Raw genomic sequence first — 17,828 nt, 5'->3', positions numbered from 1 at the left:
AACATGTTTTCTTGATGTTGAGGAAATAATTTCCTATAAGTAAAGCGTTTGTAAAAGAGTTTATTTGGCAGTTCAGACCTATCAAAGTATAATGAAAAAGAATTTTGTAGATGCGTGTGCTAGCAATAGATACAGGAGGACGCCAATGGCAAACCAAGCGAAAGATTCGATCCCTGTACTGATCTATCGTTATCAAGGGCCGAAAAGAAATATAGGTTTTACATTATCGCCTTTTCTTATCGAAGACGATCAACAAGACATTTCATTACAAGAAATGTTGTTTATATATAATGAGGATTTTGATTATATCCGTCCGCTGTTGGATAAGCATTTTCCGTTAACCAATCCATATACGATGGAGACAATGAATGGATTAGATCCCTGTTGGGATAATCCGATCGGTAAAGAAATATGGGTGGCTGTATTAGAAGAACTGGATCAACAGCAAGTAGAAGATCCAGAGCTGGCAGTATTCTGTCAACAATTTAAAACATGGATCAGTACACATGTACAGAATGCTGACGGTATAGAAGTGACAGGCAATCTGTAAATGTATATGCAAATATATCAATTCATATGTTGTAGATAAATTAGAATTCATTTTCGGGTAGGTACAAAAGGGAGGAATGCAGTATGATTACTGCGATACTATGGTAAAACTGACGAATAAAGTCGTTCTGATCACAGGAGCTTCTAGCGGACTTGGAGCAGGAGTAGCATCCTTATTAGTAGAAAAAGGAGCAATTCCGATTTTGACTGCACGTTCTGAAGATAAATTAGCTACATTATCCAGACAGTTAAAAGGCGAGCATCAAGTGATTCGTATGGATGTACAACAAGATGAAGATGTGAAGCGTGTAGTGGATCAAGTGATCCAGCAATACGGTAAAATTGATATTTTGCTAAATAACGCTGGTTACGGACAATTCAAAACGATTACCGAAATGCCTATCGAAGATTATAAAATGATGATGGACGTCAATTATCTAGGGATTGTCCGTTGTACACAGGCTGTTCTTCCACATATGTTGACCGCTGGAACAGGGCAGATCGTTAATATCGCTTCGCTCGCAGGCAAATTTCCAACTGCCAAATCGACATCGTATACAGCAACCAAGCATGCAGTACTTGGATTCACCAATGCATTACGACAAGAGTTGAGAGAAACCAATATCAAAATTTCTTCGATCAATCCGGGGCCAATCGCGACTGCCTTTTTTGATCGTGCTGATCCTTCAGGAGATTATGTTAAAAATGTAAGTCAATTTATGATGACTCCTGATAAAGTGGCACGTGATATTGTTAAAGTGATGGAAAAGCGCAAAGAAGAACTGGATTTGCCACGTATTGCGATTCCAGGAATGCGTCTGTACGGACTTTTTCCACGATTTATTGATCGGTTAACCTACCGTTTATTTGATCGAAAATAAAAGAAAAATATACGTTATACAATGATCCAGCCGGTTCGAAATGAACCGGTTTTTGGTGCGGTATGATTATATTTGGTGTAGTCTCTGTTTTCGCATATAATAGTAGAGTGTTGTACTCTGTCTGATTACTCATGTATTAGAATATAAACAAGTGTTGAATAGTTTGTACTTATAAAATGATTCAAGGGCTTGAAAGGATGAAATGTATGGAATCAAAAGTGAATTTTCTCGGACTGGGCATCAATGAATGGTTAAATGATGTACTAGAACGTTATGGGATTACGGAGCCTTCTCCGGTGCAAGCAGAGGCTATTCCTCATTTGCTCGAAGGAAAAGACGCTATCGCTCAATCGCAAACAGGTAGCGGTAAAACGCTAGCGTATTTATTGCCTGTATTGCAACAAGTCGATCCAGAGCGCAAGCAATTACAAGCGATGATCTTAGCACCTACACAGGAGCTAGCGATGCAGATCGTACGTGAAAGTGAGCGTTATGGCGCAGAACGTGGCATTATGACACTGGGTCTGATCGGTGGAGCAGCGATGAAGCGTCAGATTGAAAAGTTAAAGCGTCATCCACAGATTGTAGTCGGAACTCCTGGACGGATTAGTGAATTGATCAATCTGCGTAAGCTCAAAATGCACCTTGTGAATACACTGATTGTCGATGAAGTGGATCAAGTGATCGGACTTGGTGGTGGCAGTGATGTGAAGAAGATTATTCGTAGCACACGCAAAGATCGTCAACTGGTCTTTTTATCCGCTACAGTGAATGAAGAGATTTTGACACTGGCGAATCGTGAAATGAACGACTTGTTAGAGATTGGGATCGAACCGGATACCCGTACATCGTCAGGGATTGAACATGTGTATTTTGTAGCCGAAGAACGGGATAAATTAGAAATTCTACGTCGTGTATTACGCCATTATAACTCTCCACGTTCACTCGTATTCGTCAACGATACGAACGATATTGCAGAAGTGGAAGCGAAGCTAAACCATCTGGGTCTATCTGCGCGTGTATTGTATGGTGATGCAAACAAAGTAACACGTAGTACCGTATTGTCTCAATTTAGAGAAGGTAAAATCAAAGTGCTTGTCGCTTCCGATGTAGCTGCACGTGGACTGGATATTGAAGGATTGAATCTGGTGGTAAGTCTTGATCCAGCCTTTGATACCGATCATTATGTACATCGCAGTGGACGTACAGGACGTATGGGCAAAAAAGGCGTAGCCGCTTCGATTATTACCGAACGTGAACGGTTTATTATGCGTAAATTTGCCGATGCTTTGCATATTGATTTGCAAGAGCATGTGTTAAAAGGTGGAGCAGTCCTGACACTGGAACAACAACAAGAACGTGAAGAATCATATCGTGCTTCACGTGCAGAAGCGGCAGCCGCTCGTTCTTCTCGCCCTGCATCTACACCATCTGTCAAAAAAGAAAAAGGATCATCAGAAACACGCTCAACGGTCAAATCTGATGTGAATACAGAATCTTCTGCAAAAAGTAATCCAGATTCAACTCGTCCGACAGAACGTGAGTTCAAGCCAAGAACATCGTCACCTGCGGCTAAAGTGAATCCGAAAACAGATAAAAAGAAACGCAAACCAAAAGTAGATACCAAAAGTAAAGGTGCACCGAAATGGTTAAAAGAAAAACGGGCTGCATCTCAAGACGAAAAGTGAGGTAACAATAATGGAACAGGTAGCTATACTTAACGTGGATCACCTCAGTGGTGGATACAGTCGTGGTAAGCCTGTCCTGCATGATATCAGCTTTGAAGTCGGTCGCGGTGAGATGATTGGACTGATTGGTCTGAATGGTGCAGGAAAAAGCACAACCATGAAGCATATTTTGGGATTAATGACTCCGCAACAAGGGGAGATTCGGATTCAAGGATCTACACTGGCAGAAGAAACTGAGCAATATCGGGCTTCACTTGCTTTTGTACCGGAATCTCCGCAATTGTATGAAGAAATGACAGTGCGTGAACATCTAGAATTTACCGCACGTGCTTATAATGTGAGTCAAGCAGATTATGAACAACGTTCCGCTCATTTGATCAAGCTATTCAATATGGGTGACAAAGAAGATAGCCTGTCGATGCACTTATCCAAAGGGATGAAGCAGAAAGTGATGATCATGAGTGCTTTTGTAGCCGCTCCTCCATTGTATGTAATCGATGAGCCATTTCTAGGGCTTGATCCGCTCGGTATTCGGTCGTTGCTTGATTTTATGGTACAGACCAAAGAAAGTGGATCATCTATATTGCTAAGTTCACACATTTTGTCGACGATCGAAAATTATTGTGATCGATTTATTGTGTTGCACAAAGGAAAAGTTATTATTCAAGGGACATTGGAGCAGATTCGTGAGCAGACGGGTCAGCAGAACGTACCACTCGAACAGATTTTCTATGATCTGGTTCAGGATGGGCTGTAATTATGAATGATCTGCTCAAGTTACGTCAGCAGAGGCAACAAGCTTTTTGGGGAGAAGTGCTTCCTTATCTACGCTATGTGATGCAAAGCGGACTCGCAATCGTCACTTTTTTTCTGCTCATTGTATTTGCAGCATGGTATACGACCTTTTTGCAAAATGTACCTCAAGGTCTGCCTGTACACTGGATATTACTGATTTTATTCACACCGCTATCGATCTATGGCAGTGTGCGTACGTATATGCGAACAGCCGATATTGTATTTATGTTGCCACTCGAAGTGCGTATGCGTGAATACTTTGCTCCGGCTTGGCGTAGTAGTGTGATTGGGAAAACGATCTGGTTGTTGATTCTAGCACTGGTTGCTTTTCCATTTTACGTACGTGCAGATATGAACGCCAAGTCGTTAAGTCTACTTGTGATTGTGCTGATTATTGCCAAATTACTCGGTAGTTACGGAAGCTGGCAAGAATTGCGGATGAATACAGCCGCTGCTCGTGTCGGTTATCGTCTATTGCGCTATGTATTGATTATTGGCTTACTGGCGGCATTTCTCTGGTTGCCACTGATGACTGCTCTTATTGCAGTCGTTGTAATTGCTCTTGTCTATATCGTGCTGTTGCGTATTCCCGGTAAGGCTTCTGTGCCGTGGGAACGATTGATTGCGACAGAAAGAAATCATGCCGCAGGCGTCATGCGTATGCTCGGTTGGTTTGTCGATGTACCGAATGGCGAACGCAAAGTCAGTCATCGCCGCTGGTTATCTTTTGTCGGCAATCGTGTACCCTGGATACCTGCCAAAGCATTTCGTTTTCTCGTTTCCAAAACATTGGTTCGTGGAGAGCTATTACCGATCTTGATTCGATTTGTAGTGATCGGTATCGTATTTGTATTGATTACTCGTGAATCGTGGTTCGGCATTGTGGTATATCTGCTGTTTATTTTACTAGCAGGGATGCAAATGACCAGTTTGCGTAAGCAACATACCGATACACTCTGGTTATCAATCTATCCGATTCCTCCTGAATCACAACGTCTGGAAACGGTCAAATTAATCACACAGACACAGATATGGATAACATTGCTACTGTGGTTACCTCTTGCAAGTGCAGGTGATCCGGTGCGAATGATTCTTACATTTATCGCAGGCTTGGTAGCGGTCTGGTTATATCGCCGTTCATTGAATCGCAAATGGCTTAAAGATATCGAAGCGGAAGCGGAATTTGATTAAAGTTCTAATCTTGGCACTATAAGTGCGACTTTTGCTATTACATTTTTCTACTATAAGGAAAAAGTGATGTTTGCCAAGCAAAATAGCTGGCGTTGAACTTTCTTCAAGCATATTCGATAGGATGTTATGTTATTTGCAGTCCAAATGGCTTGAGATCGCTTATATCTGCTGTAGGATGATATCCTATCTGTACGTATGGAATGTATGATCTGAATATATGATTTTTGTAATCAACCTGTTGATCGATCTGCCACTCTTGATGTGGTTGATTATGATCGACAGGTTTTTTTCATATTTAACATCAAGTTGATTATCCATAATTGTAAATTCCAGAAAAAAACAGTATATTCAATAAAGCCTATAATGTATTGAACGGGTAAAATTGCTTATTACAGGTGGTGCGCTATGATCCCCAAAATTAACGAAATGGATATCGATAATTTACAAACATTAGTCGAAAAAATAAGTGAAGTCATGGAGACACCTGTAACGATAGAAGATGCAGAACACCGCCTGCTAGCCTACAGTTCGCATGATCCGAATAGCGATCCTGCGCGCATCGCTACCATTGTCGGACGCAAAGTGCCTGAAGATGTAGTGCGTGCACTGTATGAATCGGGAGCGATGCAACAATTGCTAGATACATGGGAACCTGTGCATGTAGAGGGCATGAGCCAAGTGGGATTAAATAACCGGATGGCAATCGCGATTCGGCATTACGATGAAGTGCTCGGCTATATCTGGTTGCTTGAAAATAAAGGTTCTTTCACCAGTGAGCAAATCCAGCAATTAAAATACAGTGCTACTCTAGCTGCATCCAAAATGATCCAGATGCAAAAGCGTAAACAAAGTATTGATTTTTTTAACCGTTTATTAAAAGGTCGATTTACTTCGGAACAAGATGCGCTAGCACAAGCTCGTGAAGTAGGTATACAAATGCCTGCTTATTCGTACATTCTAATGATTGAACAAGACAGCAATCATGATAACAACGATTGGTTAGACAAAGCCATGCAAGCCGCTACCGAGTATGCTGTACGAATTGTGCTTCATTTGCGAGAGCCCCATCGGTTGATTCTATTATGCAGTACTGCCAAAACAGCCTCTTCAGTCGCACCTGTCGAACATACGATTGTTCCTCTGGTGAATCGACTTTCTACGTTACTACCTTCATCTCCTATTGAATATGGAGCAGGGAGTGTAGTGTCCTCTGTATTAGCGATCAGTCGTAGCTATACCGAAGCGCAATATCTATTGATGTTACATCACCGATTGCCTGAAACGACTTCTATTTTGTATTATCCACAAGCAGGATTTTACCGGTATCTCTATGCAATGAAGCAAGAAGCTGTACAATTCCCGGCGTATACGTCTCCACTAGACAAGCTTGCGGCGTACGATCAAGAGCATCATAGTCATTTACTGCATACGTTAGCTGTATTTCTCGATCATAACAGCGATGCCAAATTAGCTGCCGGGCAACTGCATGTGCATACCAATACACTGAATTATCGGCTCAAACGAATAGCCGAAGTCGGACAGATCGATCTGAACGATATGGCGCAAAAAGTAACATTGTATCTAGAAATTAAGCTTTTACTATTAGAAGAATCAGAATAAGGGTATATATGTAGTATAAAGCTTCTCTTTGATGTGAAATTTATTGTTGAAATATTTTATTTATAAACCTTTATGAGTTAATGAGTTAGATTATATGACATATTTAGATAACCTTTTGTATTTTTACACAAATAAAAACCTTCAAATTTGGGGAATTAGACGATTACATGACATTTTATCTATCCTATAATGATGACGTAGAGCAAGAACGTACCTTAAAGGAGGAACTGGCATGAGAATTGGAGTCCCGACAGAAATTAAAAACAACGAAAATCGGGTAGCGATTACACCAGCAGGTGTGGCTACATTAAGCGGAGCAGGGCATGAGGTCTATATCCAATCTGGCGCTGGTGCAGGTAGTGGATTCACAGATAGCGTCTACGAACAAGCAGGGGCGCAGATTCTGGTCGAAGCGGCTCAAGTGTGGAGTACCGCAGAGATGGTGTTGAAAGTAAAAGAACCATTGCCATCCGAATATGTGTATTTTCGTGAAGGCTTAATTCTATTCACTTATCTCCATCTCGCCGCAGAACCGAAGCTGGCTGCTGCTCTCATCGAGCATAAAGTCATCGGGATCGCTTACGAGACAGTAGAAGTGAATCGGACGTTACCATTACTAACTCCAATGAGCGAAGTCGCTGGACGTATGGCAAGTCAGATCGGTGCACAATTCCTTGAAAGTCCTCATGGTGGTAAAGGTATCTTGCTCAGTGGTGTACCGGGTGTGAAAAAAGGAAAAGTAACTATTATCGGTGGTGGCGTGGTCGGAACAAATGCTGCCAAAACCGCAGTCGGACTGGGAGCAGATGTAACGATTATGGACTTGAACCCAGATCGGTTGCGTCAGTTAGAAGATATCTTTGGCTCATCGATCCAGACGTTAATCTCCAATCCTTACAATATTGCAGAAGCGGTAGCCGCTTCGGATCTAGTGATCGGAGCTGTATTGATTCCGGGAGCGAAAGCACCTAAATTAGTCACCGAAGCGATGGTACAATCGATGTCGCCAAACTCTGTCATTGTCGATGTAGCGATCGATCAGGGCGGAATTGTCGAGACGATTGACCGGATTACGACACATAACGAACCGACGTATGTGAAGCATGGTGTTGTCCATTACGCTGTGGCGAATATGCCGGGTGCGGTACCAAGAACGTCGACGATGGCATTGACGAATGCGACATTGCCTTATGTAACACAGATTGCGAATCAAGGATTGAGAGTAGCACTTGAAAGTAATCCTGCTTTGAAATTAGGAGTGAACACAGCGGCAGGTCGAATGACGTATGCGGCGGTGGCGAGAGATTTGGGCTATACACATGTGGATGTAAATGAAGCATTGGTTGAGACTTTTGCGGCGTTGAATTAAAAAGGAAGTAAATGGAAGAGAGGGTTACCGTGAGGAAGAGGCGGTAACTCTTTCTTATTTATAAAATGCAAGTTAATTAATCTGATCTAATATAAAAGTTTATAAATTTTCTAGCTTTTCAATTAATTTAGAATAATCACTAAATTTAGAACCGTATATTTCTGTGTTATATATTCTGTCTATCTCTAATTCTTTAAGATGATTTTTCATTGCTGTGTCTGTGACTACATAGTTTACGAAGGGAACAACTGTTGATAAATGTTCGATATCCATTCGATCGCCACTAGCAATTTGTTTTTTACCAATAAAAATTTTTGCAGTTAATTTACTACTAATATCAACATAGGGTAATGATTTGTATACATTAGATTCTAAAAATGACTTCACCTTTTCATAATAACTAAATAAATTTAGAGAAAATAATTGTTCATGAATATTATTAGCAGACTTCCACATTTCCTCAATATCTTTATAAATCCAATACTCATTGTATTCTAGACAATTTATAAGGCTATAAATAATTTCTGTTTCATTTTCAAATTTATTTGAATTAATATCGGATAAAATTTTTATTAATTTTTCTTTATGTCTAGTTCTTATTATATCAATAGCACGAAGGCGACCTAAATATTCCTCTTGCAAATGCTCCTCATAAGTCACCTTTTTTTCTGAAATTGCTTTATGGACATTTTCCAGTTCTGATTGAAAATCTAAGCTTTGTATATTTCGATTTTTAGCCAATAAATAATCATTTTTGCTTTCAATAGAGATACTATACTTTTGATTTTCATTCATCTTTTCAAGAGGGTCTTGATAAAAAAGATTTTTAGCTGAAAAATGTAAGACTGAAGTTTTACCTACGTGAAATTTCATGGCTTCATTCAATTGATCATTATGTATAATTTGACGATTTTTCATTTTAATATTCATAGATAAGTTTTGAGATGTACGTCTACGATCAAGAAATTCCTCTTCGGTTCGTCCATTAAGTTCTTCAAATTGATCTCCCAAAGCAAAAATCAACTTTTTTTCTTTTGTTTTAGTTTGTATAAGCCGATACAATTGTTCTACATAATTTTTGTGTTCAATTGATTTGAATGTTCCTTTAGATTTATATATTTGAAAATTGCTTAAAATGCTTGTATCTAGCCAAATAATGGGTATCATATATTTTGATATTTTTATTCTCATATTATCTCTCCTTAGATTAAAAATTATACATTTATAGAATCCTAAGTTAACACTCTAAGCAATTACGACCAATCTTTAGGTTCAATCACAAATTCAAAAAGTAAACCTAATATTAATATACCAAACCCAGCAAATACGTTTACTTTTTTCTCAGATATAAATACTAGCGCTACAACAAATAACATATAAGATGAATTTTAGCACTATTATTCTAGAAAAGACCTACATAATAGGATAAGAATAATACTATTCCTAAAGGTAAAACGATTAATGGAATACGCAGTCTTATAAATAAATCTCTCGTTAAATTGTATATATTTATAGTATTCAAAGACATCTTAAACGTATGCGACTTTCGCATAAATCATTAGCTTAGCTCACTCTGTAGTATATGATGATTATAATGTATTCAGCAAACCATATTAATGTATATGATCAACTACAGAAAGGATACAAAATCATGAGCAGTCTGTTAGAAAATATCTACTACGGCAACTTGCGTCCAGATGAGAAAGCAGTATCTCACAACAAAGAATATACACAGATCAGCGAACAAATATCAGCTAAAATGGCAGAGTGGAAAGAGAAGCTGTCTCCTGAAGAATGGTTGGAGCTTGAATCTATGTGGGACTTGTATTACCAGTTGAACAGTATGGATCGTGCAGGTTCATTTACATATGGATTTCGATTAGGTGGGGAATTAATGATAGAGGTGTTACAAGGAGAACGTTAAGATCAGTACAGATGAAAGAATAGTATGGAATATATACAATTACACATATTTCTGGGCATCTGGTGCAAGTTGCTGGATGCTTTTTTTATCGTCCTAATACAATACATATGTAAAATTTAAAATAAAGTTTGACAGTAATCGTTTTCAATCATTATATTAATCAAACAGTCGTTTAAAACGATTGTTTGAATTTGGTAAAATCAAGGATACGGTAGCGATAGCCGATACAGGAGGAATTATGAAATCTATTTTTGCAGCATTTATGAAGTTGCCTACGACCAAAGTAGGGATTGCGACAGCGATTTTATTTCAGCTTATTTTTACCATTGTGTGGATGACTGGTTATCAAGGCATTACAGAACGGTTAGATCACTTGAATGTAGCTATTGTTAATGAAGATAAAGTATACGGAGAACAGTTGATTACCAGTCTGCAATCTTCGTTACCTGTAGGTGTTCGCACAGGGATGACGTTAGCTCAAGCTCAACAACAATTGCAAGAACGTGATATACAGATGATTATTGAGATTCCAGCAGATTTTGCAACGACTGTACAGTCTCAGAATCCTGCACAATTGCATTATTTTATCAATGAATCCAATCCGATTATGATCAAAAATATGATGACTTCGATTGCAGATAAAGTTACTGCTAATGTTAATAAAGTCGCTGTGGAAAGTGGACTAAAAGGTGTATTTGCAGGACAACTTCCAGAACAACAAGCACAGACGGCGGCGACAATGATGTCTCAGCGGGTGGTGTCTGATATTCAATCGGTCAATCCCGTACAAGGGATGAACAATCAGATGGTGCCGATGATGATGATTCTGGCTTCCTATGTCGGTGCGATGATTATGGGACAGAACTTCCAGATTTCGTCCAAAGCACTGGCAAGTCGGTTCGGACGCTGGTCACGTATGTCTGTTCGTTTGTTAGTGACAGCAGGTGCATCGATTGTCGTATCTCTGGTAGGGACTTCACTGGTGGCATTATTCGGAGGACAGTTAGGGCATGGATTTATGGCATTGTGGGGCTTTCAAGCATTATTCTTGTTAACTTTTATGTTAGTTGCACAGATGTTTTTATTTGTATTCGATATGGCAGGAATGCTATTTAATATTTTGATACTGTCTGTACAATTGGTTTCGTCAGGAGCGATGATGCCACGTGAATTGCTACCAGACTTTTACCAGTGGATTGGGTCGGCGTTTCCAGCGACTTATGCTGTACAAGGGTTAATGAATCTATTGTTCGGCGGTACAGGTGTAGGCAAAGATTGCCTAGCACTGGTATGTATTATGATTGTTGCTCTTCTTATTATTGGAATTGCCACTGCACTACGCAAAGACAAACTGCCTGTCTCTCCACTGGTAGCGATAGCCGAGTCTTGATGATATGATAAAGACAGTATGGCTGGAAAAGATTACTATTCCGCATCATGGAGATACGGATGATTTCTAGCGATAGCAATCAAAGGCAGGGAAGTGAACGTGGTGGATAAAAATGAAGACCATGTTAAAATGCGTATTTTGCAAGCAACCAAAAAATTAGCAGCCACAAAAGGGTTTGAAGCGACGTCAGTACGAGAAATCTGCAAAGAAGCGAATGCGAATATTTCGTTGGTTTCGTATTATTATGGTGGCAAAGAGCCATTATTTGAAGCGATGTTAAAAGAATTTATTCCAATTCCTCTATTTGCAGAACATATCCGTCGTGAAGAAGTCGATCCGATTCAGGGAATGAAGCGGTTGATTGAAGAGATGTATCATTTTTGCAAATGTGATCCGGAGATTTCAGACATTATACATCAAGAATTCACCCTGCATTCTCAGCGAATCGATATTATTCAAAAGTACACTCTTCCGGTATGGCAATTACTTCGTCATTATTTGGAACATGGTCTACAGCAAGGTACTTTTTATTTTCGGTCGTTGAATCATACTTCTTTGCAAGTGATGGGCAGTATTTTATTTAGCAGTAATGATGTCAAGTCATTAACCGTCGTCACATTGCTAGATATTCAGCGTTCTGTAGAGACTGATCAGTTAGAAGAATTGACGCAGTATATTTTACGTGGTCTCGGTTGTACCAATGAACAGATCGCTATATCGTAGATCATCAAGATGCTATATGCAGATGTTATTTACAGGTATAGTGGTAACTAAGCCAGAACTTTGTTTATCTTCCGCTAAGAAGAAGATAAGTGAAAGTTCTGGCTTTTTTGTTATGAACTAATGTTATATAAAATAACATTAATAATATGTAAATATTACATAGAAGATAAAATAAAAAGGTAAATGGTATATACCTAACATGTTGGAAATAGAGAATGTATATTATAAAATATCAGTAAATAATTATAAAAACTTTTAAAATGAATAAAAATAGTATTGATAACCTAAATTTTCACAGTATAATGAATGTTAATCAGTTAATAATGTTTAAATATTATATTATTTGGAATTAGAAGATATAAATTCTAATTGAATAATATAATGGATATCGTTATACTGATGTAAGAAATAGGCAATATAGTTAATTTAATGTGTTACTAAAGTTGACATTATTAAAGGGGGATTATGATGAGAAGCAAGTGGAGTGGATTAATGATCGCAGCATTGATTACAGGATTACTGGCAGGGTGTGGAAATGGAGCTACGTCTTCTTCTGGCGCAAGTGGAGGTTCTACAGCAAGTACAGGTGGTAAAGTGATTAAAATTGCTACTCAATCTCCATTATCCGGTGGTAGTTCTATTCAAGGTGAAGCGATTAAGCTAGGTGCACAGATGTCGATGGAAGATCACAAAGAAGAGTTTACCAAATTAGGATATTCACTCGAATTGGTTCCTTATGACGATCAAGGTGATCCCAAAAAAGGTGTAGCCAATGCTGAATTGATCGGTGCTGATCAACAAGTACTGGGCGTGATCGGGCATTTGAACTCCGGCGTATCTATTCCTTCCTCTGTTGTCTACGAAAAATACAACATCCCAATGATTTCCCCTGCAAGTACCGCTACAGAATTAACTGATCGCAAACTCAAAGTCGTGAACCGTGTCGTTGCACGCGATGATTTTCAAGGTCCAGCAGCGGCTGAATATGCTATAAAAACAGCAGGAGCCAAAAATATTTTTATTATACAAGACAAAACAGCTTACGGTCAGGGATTGGCGGAAGCTTTTCGTGATGCCGCTCAAGCCCAAGGAGCTACGATTTCTGGCTATGAAGGAATCACTGTTGGTGAAAAAGATTTCAACGGTGTACTGAATATTGCAGCTACGCAAAAGCCTGATTTTATTTTCTTCGGTGGACTGTATGCTGAAGCAGGTCTATTGATTAAGCAAGCTCGTGATAAAGGAATTACAGCTCCGATTATGGGAGGAGATGCGCTTGATTCTTCCGGTCTGGTCGATATTGCTGGAGCTGATGTAAAAGGAGCATTGTACAGTTCGGTGGCTGGAGATATTAGCAAATTACCGGACGGACAAGAATGGACAGCCCGTTACAAAGAAGCATTTGGTAAAAATCCAGAAGGTTATTCTGTCTATGCGTATGATTCGATGAGTGTCATGTTAGAAGCGATCAAAACAGCGATGGGTTCAGGTACAGAAGCACCAGCTCGTGATGCAGTACGTGATGCTGTGCGTGCGACCAAAGATTTTGAAGGTGTAGCCACTAAAGTAAGCTTTGATGATATCGGAGACAATGCGTATGCGAAAGTATTTATTTACAAATTCGCTGATGCTACGTATCCAGGATCACTTGAAGCAGAGATTGCTCAACCTGCAAAATAAACAATCCTTTTCCAAATAAAAGCCAAAAGGTATGTGCTGTGATATACACATCTTTTGGCTTTTGTTTTAGAGTACTTTTGCAAAATCATCATGTAGCAGAATGACGAATGAGCGTATGAAGGGAGTAACTGAATGTTCTCAAGTATTTTGCAAACTTTACCTCAGGTATTGATCGATGGTCTGGCGCTAGGTGCAATCTATGCTGTAGTAGCACTAGGTTATACGATGGTATACGGTATTCTGGAATTGATTAACTTTGCGCATGGTGAGATTTTTATGACCGGTGCTTTTGTAGGGACAGCAGTGCTGTTTGGTTTTCAGGGGGCAGGGTGGTTGACCGGTATGCCCGCATGGTTGTCGTATTTACTGATTATTTTAATCGCAATGCTGGTTACAGGGGCACTTGGGGTCGGGATTGAAAGGGTAGCTTATCGACCGTTACGCAAAGCACCCAAGTTGATCCTATTAATCTCTGCTTTTGGAGTCTCGTTTGTTTTGCAAGATGTGATTCGATTTATCGCGGAGCTCAAAACAGGTAACTATATTATTAGCACACCACAATTATTTGATCAGCGTTATCAATTGCCGCTTTCTTCGATCTCTAGCTGGTTTACCGATGCTTCAGTCAAAGCGAATACATTGTTTATTTTTGTAATCGCGATTTTGTTAATGATTGGGCTCGATATTTTTGTGAATCGAACCAAATGGGGCGGAGCGATGCGTGCAGTTGCGCAAGATCGGGAGACCGCATCGTTAATGTCTATCAATGTAAATAAAGTGATTGTGCTAACCTTTTTTATCGGTTCAGCATTAGGTGGATCGACAGGGGTTTTATTTGCTCAACAGTATGGAACGATTGATCCGTATATCGGATTTATTTTGGGACTCAAAGCATTTACCGCTGCTGTTCTAGGAGGAATTGGTAATATTCGTGGTGCGATGTTCGGCGGAATCGTACTGGGTGTGCTTGAAATGTTTGCTTCATCGAATCTGGGCATTTTGACAGGTGGTAATTTTGGAGCAGAGTACAAAGATGTATTTGCTTTTATGATTCTGATTATTGTGCTGATCTTCAAACCGGAGGGCATATTCGGCAAAGCAATCAAAGAGAAAGTGTAGGTGAAACCGATGGGGAAATTACAAACGATGTTGCAAGCGAATAAACTTGCACAAGGATTACTGTTAGCTGCATTTATACTTGTAACCGCAGGTGCTGTATATTTGATCGACCGTTCGGTCACTGCCTTTCTATTGATGCTGGCTTCGCTGTTGCTGTTGTACTATACGTCATTTAGCAATGGGATGAAATGGAGTATTGCCGTATTTTTACTGGTGATTGTGATTCCATTCGCCACTTCAGGCGGTACATCCCGCGAATCGTATATGGAAGTGGCGACCCAATGCGGTATATATGTAGCGATGGCGCTCGGGCTGAATATTGTAGTTGGATTTGCAGGATTGTTGGACATGGGGTTTATTGCTTTTTTCGCTGTAGGCGCCTATACATACGGCATTTTTGCGACAGGGCAAGCGAATAATTTTATTTCAGGAGAACTCTTTCCGTTATCCGGTGAAAGCTTCTGGATTTTTATTCTAATCGGAGGTTTTATTGCAGGGATTTTTGGGATATTGCTCGGTCTGCCTGTACTGCGTGTCAAAGGCGATTATCTGGCGATTGTGACACTGGGCTTCGGGGAGATCATTCGTATTATTTTTAACAATTTAGAAAAGCCCGTCAATATTACGAATGGTGCGATGGGGTTATCTTCGATCCAGCCACCGAATTTGTTTGGCTTTCAATTTACATTTCCACATCAATTTTATTTTATTGTAATTGGGATATTATTAATTGTTATCTTCGCAGTAAGACGGTTAGAACATTCACGTCTAGGGCGTTCGTGGAAAGCAGTACGTGAAAATGAAATTGCTGCACAGTCGATGGGGATTCCATTGATTCGTACCAAATTGATGGCTTTTGCAATCGGAGCTTCTTTTTCAGGAATGATGGGTGTTGTGTTTGCAGCCAAGCAGACATTTATCGATCCGACCAGCTTTACATTGATCGAGTCGATCACGATTCTGGTAATGGTTGTGTTAGGTGGAATGGGCAGTGTACCGGGTGTGATCTTGGGAGCAAGTCTGGTCACGATTCTGAATTTGCAGGTGTTGACCGAGTTCACAAGCTGGCTTAATCAATTGTCTCAGCAAGGAATTTTTGAAGTACCTAATGCGTTATCTCCTTCTAAAATGCAACGTTTTATTTTCGGTATGATTTTGATTTTAGTCGCTATTTTCCGTCCCAATGGATTAATTGCTGCTCGAAATCGCAGACTTCCTGAGGAAGCAGTCAAAGACCCGTCTCCACCTGTATCCAAGTCAGAAGTGCAACCAGACTAAAGGTTAATACAAAGCATAATTAGAGCTATTGCATGAATAACAGTGAATGAGGAAGGAGCATAAGTATGAGTGACTACCCCGATCATAGTGTGCTAAAAGTGACCAATCTGATCAAACGTTTTGGCGGATTAACGGCTGTGAATGGAGTGAACTTTGATTTTCCGAAAGGACAGATCTCAGCAGTCATCGGGCCGAATGGAGCGGGCAAAACGACTTTTTTTAATATGATTACAGGGATATATGTACCGGATAAAGGCAATATTGAACTGGATGGAAAATCGATTGTTAATATTAAGCCTGATCGCATCACCAGTCGCGGTATCGCCCGTACTTTTCAAAATATTCGCTTGTTCGGCAGTATGACCGTACTTGAAAATGTGCAGGTTGGTATGCATATTCATCTCAAAACAGGCATTGTCGGCACACTGTTAAATCTTCCTCGTGTTCGTCATGAAGAACATGATTCTCAGCGTGAAGCGTACCGATTACTCGAATATGTCGGTCTGGCAGAATGGTATAACGAGGAAGCAAGCAGTCTATCCTATGGTGCACAACGGCGATTAGAAATTGCCCGCGCACTTGCCGCCAAGCCTAAAGTATTGCTGTTAGATGAACCTGCCGCAGGGATGAATCCACGCGAAACGTCTGAATTAACAGGGCTGATCCGCCGTATCCAGCAAGAGTTGGATATTTCGATTATTTTGATTGAACATGATATGAAATTAGTGATGGAATTATCTCATCATATTCTTGTACTGGATCATGGAGAAAAGATCGCTGAAGGTGGCCCGGAAGATATTCGTTCCAATCCGAAAGTGATCGAAGCGTATCTCGGTAAAAGTGCAGTCGAGGAGGAGATACAGATATGAGTCTGGTCGAACTAAAAAATGTACAAGCTTTTTACGGCGGTATTGAAGCGTTAAAAGGTATCAATCTGGAAGTGAATGCAGGCGAGATTGTGACATTGATCGGTTCCAACGGTGCAGGCAAATCGACTACACTCAAGTCGATCTGTGGACAGGTGCAGACCAAAGGCGAAATTCATTTCGATGGTAAAAAGATTACATCGCTTGAACCGCATGTGATTGCGCAAAGTGGTATTGCACATGTGCCAGAAGGACGTCGTATTTTCCCGCGTTTAACAGTAAAAGAAAATCTGGAAATGGGCGCGTTCTCGGTCAAAAGTAAAAAGCTGATCAAGGAGCGAATAGAGAAATCATTTGTATATTTTCCACGGCTCAAAGAGCGTTATCATCAGACCGGTGGCACGATGAGTGGTGGAGAACAGCAAATGCTTGCAATTGCTAGAGGACTGATGATGAATCCCAAAATTCTGCTGTTGGATGAGCCTTCGATGGGTCTTGCTCCGGTATTGGTCGATCAGATTTTTGAGATTATTCAGGAGTTGAACGATGCAGGAATGACCATCTTACTGGTCGAGCAAAATGCGTATCAAGCATTACAGATCGCACATCGGGGCTATGTCATTCAGACAGGCGAAATTATTCTACAGGATGATGCCAAAGTACTGCTGACGAATAATCAGGTGCGGGAAGCTTATTTGGCATAGATAGTTTACTTTTGTTGTTTTGAATTAGACTGTGATGATTGTTTATGAAAA

At 40.0% G+C, this 17,828-nt stretch carries 16 protein-coding genes; 15 read left to right on the top strand and 1 reads right to left on the bottom strand.

Annotated elements, in window-relative coordinates:
• Nucleotides 1-145: 145 nt before the first annotated feature.
• The 7 genes from PQ456_RS17750 to ald all read left to right on the top strand — a co-directional run bounded on the left by PQ456_RS17750 (nt 146) and on the right by ald (nt 8,093).
• Complete coding sequence (locus PQ456_RS17750; protein WP_273613471.1) at nt 146-550, top strand: hypothetical protein; 405 nt, start codon at nt 146-148, stop codon at nt 548-550.
• 100 nt (nt 551-650) lie between these two features.
• Nucleotides 651-1,430: an SDR family NAD(P)-dependent oxidoreductase gene (locus PQ456_RS17745; RefSeq protein WP_273616350.1), complete on the top strand. Its 780-nt coding sequence runs from the start codon at nt 651-653 to the stop codon at nt 1,428-1,430.
• 206 nt (nt 1,431-1,636) lie between these two features.
• On the top strand, nt 1,637-3,118 hold the full coding sequence (locus PQ456_RS17740) for a DEAD/DEAH box helicase (RefSeq protein WP_273613470.1): 1,482 nt from the start codon (nt 1,637-1,639) through the stop codon (nt 3,116-3,118).
• A 10-nt stretch (nt 3,119-3,128) separates the two neighbouring features.
• Nucleotides 3,129-3,875: an ABC transporter ATP-binding protein gene (locus tag PQ456_RS17735; RefSeq protein WP_273613469.1), complete on the top strand. Its 747-nt coding sequence runs from the start codon at nt 3,129-3,131 to the stop codon at nt 3,873-3,875.
• A 2-nt stretch (nt 3,876-3,877) separates the two neighbouring features.
• Nucleotides 3,878-5,104 carry an ABC transporter permease gene (locus tag PQ456_RS17730; RefSeq protein WP_273613468.1) on the top strand — a complete coding sequence of 409 codons (1,227 nt, stop codon included), beginning with the start codon at nt 3,878-3,880 and terminating at the stop codon, nt 5,102-5,104.
• A gap of 405 nt (nt 5,105-5,509) precedes the next feature.
• A complete protein-coding gene (locus tag PQ456_RS17725; protein ID WP_273613467.1) occupies nt 5,510-6,724 on the top strand; it encodes a PucR family transcriptional regulator in 1,215 nt (404 codons plus the stop codon).
• Nucleotides 6,725-6,956: 232 nt separating this feature from the next.
• The gene (gene ald / locus PQ456_RS17720; protein ID WP_273613466.1) at nt 6,957-8,093 is read left to right on the top strand and encodes an alanine dehydrogenase; all 1,137 of its coding nucleotides are present in this window, start codon (nt 6,957-6,959) and stop codon (nt 8,091-8,093) included.
• 99 nt (nt 8,094-8,192) lie between these two features.
• Here the strand turns inward: ald and PQ456_RS17715 are convergent, their stop codons facing one another.
• Nucleotides 8,193-9,284 (bottom strand): hypothetical protein, encoded by a 1,092-nt coding sequence (locus tag PQ456_RS17715; RefSeq protein WP_273613465.1) that lies wholly within the window; start codon nt 9,282-9,284, stop codon nt 8,193-8,195.
• A gap of 460 nt (nt 9,285-9,744) precedes the next feature.
• Here PQ456_RS17715 and PQ456_RS17710 point away from each other — a divergent pair, with 460 nt between their 5' ends.
• From PQ456_RS17710 to PQ456_RS17675, 8 genes are all read left to right on the top strand, one after another.
• Nucleotides 9,745-10,017 carry a DUF6809 family protein gene (locus PQ456_RS17710; protein ID WP_273613464.1) on the top strand — a complete coding sequence of 91 codons (273 nt, stop codon included), beginning with the start codon at nt 9,745-9,747 and terminating at the stop codon, nt 10,015-10,017.
• A 238-nt stretch (nt 10,018-10,255) separates the two neighbouring features.
• Nucleotides 10,256-11,407, top strand: a complete 1,152-nt coding sequence (locus PQ456_RS17705) for a YhgE/Pip domain-containing protein (protein ID WP_273613463.1) — start codon at nt 10,256-10,258, stop codon at nt 11,405-11,407.
• Nucleotides 11,408-11,509: 102 nt separating this feature from the next.
• Complete coding sequence (locus PQ456_RS17700; protein WP_273613462.1) at nt 11,510-12,130, top strand: TetR/AcrR family transcriptional regulator; 621 nt, start codon at nt 11,510-11,512, stop codon at nt 12,128-12,130.
• Between the two features lie 468 nt (nt 12,131-12,598).
• Nucleotides 12,599-13,810, top strand: a complete 1,212-nt coding sequence (locus PQ456_RS17695) for a branched-chain amino acid ABC transporter substrate-binding protein (protein WP_273613461.1) — start codon at nt 12,599-12,601, stop codon at nt 13,808-13,810.
• Between the two features lie 132 nt (nt 13,811-13,942).
• Entirely contained in the window at nt 13,943-14,929 is a 987-nt protein-coding gene (locus PQ456_RS17690) for a branched-chain amino acid ABC transporter permease (protein ID WP_204826776.1), read from the top strand.
• 9 nt (nt 14,930-14,938) lie between these two features.
• Entirely contained in the window at nt 14,939-16,207 is a 1,269-nt protein-coding gene (locus PQ456_RS17685; RefSeq protein ID WP_273613460.1) for a branched-chain amino acid ABC transporter permease, read from the top strand.
• Between the two features lie 65 nt (nt 16,208-16,272).
• Entirely contained in the window at nt 16,273-17,076 is an 804-nt protein-coding gene (locus tag PQ456_RS17680; RefSeq protein WP_273613459.1) for an ABC transporter ATP-binding protein, read from the top strand.
• Entirely contained in the window at nt 17,073-17,777 is a 705-nt protein-coding gene (locus tag PQ456_RS17675; RefSeq protein ID WP_273613458.1) for an ABC transporter ATP-binding protein, read from the top strand. The genes PQ456_RS17680 and PQ456_RS17675 overlap by 4 nt, the downstream gene beginning before the upstream one ends.
• Nucleotides 17,778-17,828 lie beyond the last annotated feature (51 nt).

The sequence above is a fragment of the Paenibacillus kyungheensis genome, assembly GCF_028606985.1.
GTDB lineage: Bacteria > Bacillota > Bacilli > Paenibacillales > Paenibacillaceae > Saccharibacillus > Saccharibacillus kyungheensis.
Note: the sequence above shows the minus strand (reverse complement) of the source record. Positions and strands in the feature narration are given on the sequence as shown.